General features: G+C 64.3%; 3 protein-coding genes. 1 reads left to right on the top strand and 2 read right to left on the bottom strand.

The genetic code is table 11. From position 1 onward, the window contains the following. Window positions 1–726, top strand: a 726-nt coding sequence (locus tag Q4C89_RS14420) for a hypothetical protein (RefSeq protein ID WP_303103318.1), incomplete at its 5' end; no start/stop codon positions are given. Between the two features lie 80 nt (window positions 727–806). Here the strand turns inward: Q4C89_RS14420 and Q4C89_RS14415 are convergent. Then, entirely contained in the window at window positions 807–2,072 is a 1,266-nt protein-coding gene (locus Q4C89_RS14415; RefSeq protein ID WP_303103317.1) for an Nramp family divalent metal transporter, read from the bottom strand. Window positions 2,073–2,101: 29 nt separating this feature from the next. After that, window positions 2,102–3,406, bottom strand: coding sequence for a YwqG family protein (locus Q4C89_RS14410; protein ID WP_303103316.1), 1,305 nt, complete (start codon window positions 3,404–3,406; stop codon window positions 2,102–2,104). Window positions 3,407–3,445 lie beyond the last annotated feature (39 nt).

Here is a 3,445-nt window from a genome sequence, read left to right as displayed (position 1 = left end):
GCCAATACGGTTTGGACCTACAACTACCCTCACTACGCCGAGGGCGGGGCGCTGGTACAGCTCGCCACCCAGGGCGGCACTTTCCTCGCCAAGAGCAGCAGCTTTCGGGTGCTCAGCTTCCGGCCCCCCTCGGAAGGCGGCGTGCTGCCCCAGACCGATACTCTGCGGACAAACGATGCCACGAACAGTCTGAGCGAACCCCTGTGCGCCTCGGCCAGCGGGGGCCTGAAATACAACGGCACTTTCAGCTTCCACATGCCCATCACCGAAGGGCCGCAGACGCCCAATACCGACTTCAATTTGAGCGTCTGCGAATCGGCGCCCCCAGTGAATGTGCCGACGCCACCTGTCACTGCTCCAAAAGACCCTTTCGCGTATACCGGCCTCTCCGTCCATCTGAAATACAACGCGAACTGGACGAAAAGTATCGCCAGCATCGCCCTGGAAGGTGCTCCCGACGGCAGCTATATGGACGGCGTCTACCTCATCAGCATCGACCCTGCCTGCGACCAGACCGGCACAGTGGACGACGATGTGCCGCTCTACGTCGGGGACTTCTGGACCGAGGCCCAGCCGCCCTCGCAGACCGTGGCAGACCGCACCTTCACCGACAAGGCCCGTCCCTACGTCCACCCCGCCACCGCAGTGCTGGCGACGGCCCGTGTGTTCGACGCTCAGGGCAACTTCATCCGTGAAGTCGAGGACATGAGCTGCCTGGTCAAGTGATACCCGGCTCGACATAAAACATAAAAAGCGACTCCCCCAGGCCATCCGAGCTGGGGGAGTCGCTTTTGGCCGTTGGCGTATCAGCCGCCCAGCACCTTGCCGATTTGCTTGGCGAGTTCGGTGACGGCGAGGTAGCTGAAGATGACCACGCACAGGCCCAGCATCACGTTGGTGCCGGGCTTGTTGCGCCACTCGGCGGGCACGCGGTTACTGTTGAGAATCAGCAGCAGCGTGATGGCGAGAAAGGGCATAAAGAGCGAGCCTAGCACGCCGTAAGCGAGAATCAGGCCCACGGGCTTGCCCAGAAACATCAGCAGCATGGGGGGGAAGGTCAGCCACAGGATGTACCACTTGTAGTATTTGCCCCCCACGCGGGTGTCGGGGTGGCCCGACGCCAGACCCCGCGTGCGGCCCACGAAGTCGGCGAACATCAGCGAAACGCCGTTCCACACGCCCAGCAGCGAGGAATAGGCGGCGGCGGCAAAGCCCACCAGGAAGACATACTTGGCCCAGCCCCCGTAACGCTGACCCAGGATGTCCGAGAGGTCGAGCAGGCCCTTTTCGCCACTCTCGACGGCAATTTTGGCGGAATACAGCAGCTCGGCGCCCACAATCAGGGTCGAGAGAACGAAAATCCCGGTCACGATATAGGCCACGTTGTTGTCCAGACGCATCACGTTCATGTAGCGCGGCGTGCTCCAGCCCTTTTCGCGCAGCCAGTACCCGTAGGCCGCCAGGGTGATGGTGCCGCCGACCCCTCCGGCGAGGCTCAGCACGTTCACGACGCCGCCATCGGGGATGGTCGGGATCAGGCCACGCAGAATCTCGCCCAGGTTCGGCACGGTCAGGATGGCGGCCCCCACCATCGCCACGAACATCAGGCCGACCAGCACGGCCATGAACTTCTCGAAAACCTCGTAGCGCCCGAACCACACCAGCGCCAGTCCGACAAGGGCCGACAGAATCCCCCAGGCTTCCACGCTCAGCCCCGGCATCAGCGCGTGCAGCGGAATGCCTGTGCCCGACATGGCGGCGGCGCCGTACACGAAGCCCCAGATGACGATGTAGATGCCGAAATAAATGGTGGCCCAGCGGCCCAGCGACTGCCAGCCCTCGAAGATGGTCTTGCCCGTCGCCAGCGAGTAGCGCCCCGCACCCTCGACCAGCACGATTTTGAGGATGCAGCCGAGCAGCACGGTCCACAGCAGCGCGTAGCCGTATTTGCTGCCCGCGACCAGCGTGGCGACGAGGTCGGCAGCCCCGACGCCGGTGGCGGCGACCAAGAGACCTGGCCCAATGACTTTCCAGCGCGGCTGAGTGCCCGCCTCCAAATTTTGTGGGGTCATTCACAGAATGTAGCAGGATGGTTCAACGTTCAAAAGGCGTCCATCTCTGCCCACACCCGCGAGAAGTCCAGTTTTGCAAGGTCACTTGGGCGAATGAAAAAGCCCAGCCAGCCGCCCAGCCCCCCGTTTTGTCCGAACAGTTGCCCGCCGAAGTCGTCGCCGTCGAACTGGAAGAGCAGTTGCACGTTCTCGGCGGCGGGATGAAAGCTGTTGATGACCATCGGATACCCGCGCAGGCGGTGCCCATTGGCCTGAAGTTTGCTGTTGTACTCGGCCCGCTGGTCGGATTCGTCCGTGGGCCGCGCAAAGCTCAGGCGGTCATCCAGACTGGACGGAATTTCGCTGTCGGGCACGAAGCCCATCGCCTGCTCGGGCGGGCTGAACATCGCTTCCTGATAGTCCTCCAATTCGGGCACTTCGCGGGTCAGCGTGGCTTCATTCTGCACGGGGTCGGGCCAGTACAGTACCCGCTCCCCCGCGTGGCTGACGAAAAATTGCAGCAGCCCGCGCCGTGGCAGGTCGGGCAGGTGCCCCTCCGCGTTGGCCTGCGCCAGGTTGATTTGCGCCAAAAAGGGCAGCGGTGCGCCGTGCGCGTCCAGGGGCCATGCGCTGCCGCTGGGACGGTAGGGCACGCCGCCGAATTTACTGTCCCAGGGGGCAGGCTGGCCTGCTTTGGGATAGGGGCGCACCACAGGCTGCTCCAGCCCTTGAAGTTGGGCGCGGTGCGGCTCCAGTGCGGGCGGCAGCCACACAGTCCCGTCGGGGCGGCGCGGCGTCAGGCGAATAAACCCCTCACGGGCCAGCGCCAGCGACCGCTCCCACAGACCCGTGTCAGCCCCAGGCGGCACGATGTTCATTTCTGCGGCCCAGATGCCCGCAAAGCGGCGGCGCAGTTCAGCGGGCGGGTTCCACAGGAGCGAGTTTTCGACTTCCTCTGCCGTGACCAGGACGGAACTGTAGTCCGGCGGCACGATGTTGGGCGCGTCACTCGGCGTGCGGCCCATGCGCCGGTCAAAGGTATCGAGTTCGTCCCACAGCTTTTGCGGCAGCCCCAGGCGCAGAAACTCCTGCCGGGCGGCCTCGCGTGAGCCCAGCCGCCCTATCAGCATTTCGCGCCACATCCGGAATTCGGGGGCGCTGGCGCTCTGCTCCATCTGCTCGCGCAGTTTTTCCCGCTCGGCGGCTTCGTCGAAAGCGGGTGGAGTCTGCGGCGTAACTTGCCCTCCGCGTTCCAGCCTCGTGGTCTGCCCGTCGAAGCTGAGGCGGGCGCGTTCGCCAGTCTGGGGCTGAAGGTAGTGTTCCAGTTGAAGCAGGGGGCGGGCGGTTTGGGTCATGGGTCTTGGGGTCTCCGGTAAGGGCGCAGTTGCAGGTGA

It is taken from the genome of Deinococcus sp. (assembly GCF_030523985.1).
Lineage (GTDB): Bacteria > Deinococcota > Deinococci > Deinococcales > Deinococcaceae > Deinococcus.
The sequence above is the reverse complement of the archived record's forward strand: the minus strand, read 5'-3'. Positions and strand labels throughout refer to the sequence as shown.

What these genes read in the sequence shown, in the direction of transcription:
- Q4C89_RS14415 (WP_303103317.1), bottom strand. Translation starts at nt 2,072, where the DNA reads ATGACCCCACAAAATTTGGAGGCGGGCACTCAGCCGCGCTGGAAAGTC.
- Q4C89_RS14410 (WP_303103316.1), bottom strand. Translation starts at nt 3,406, where the DNA reads ATGACCCAAACCGCCCGCCCCCTGCTTCAACTGGAACACTACCTTCAG.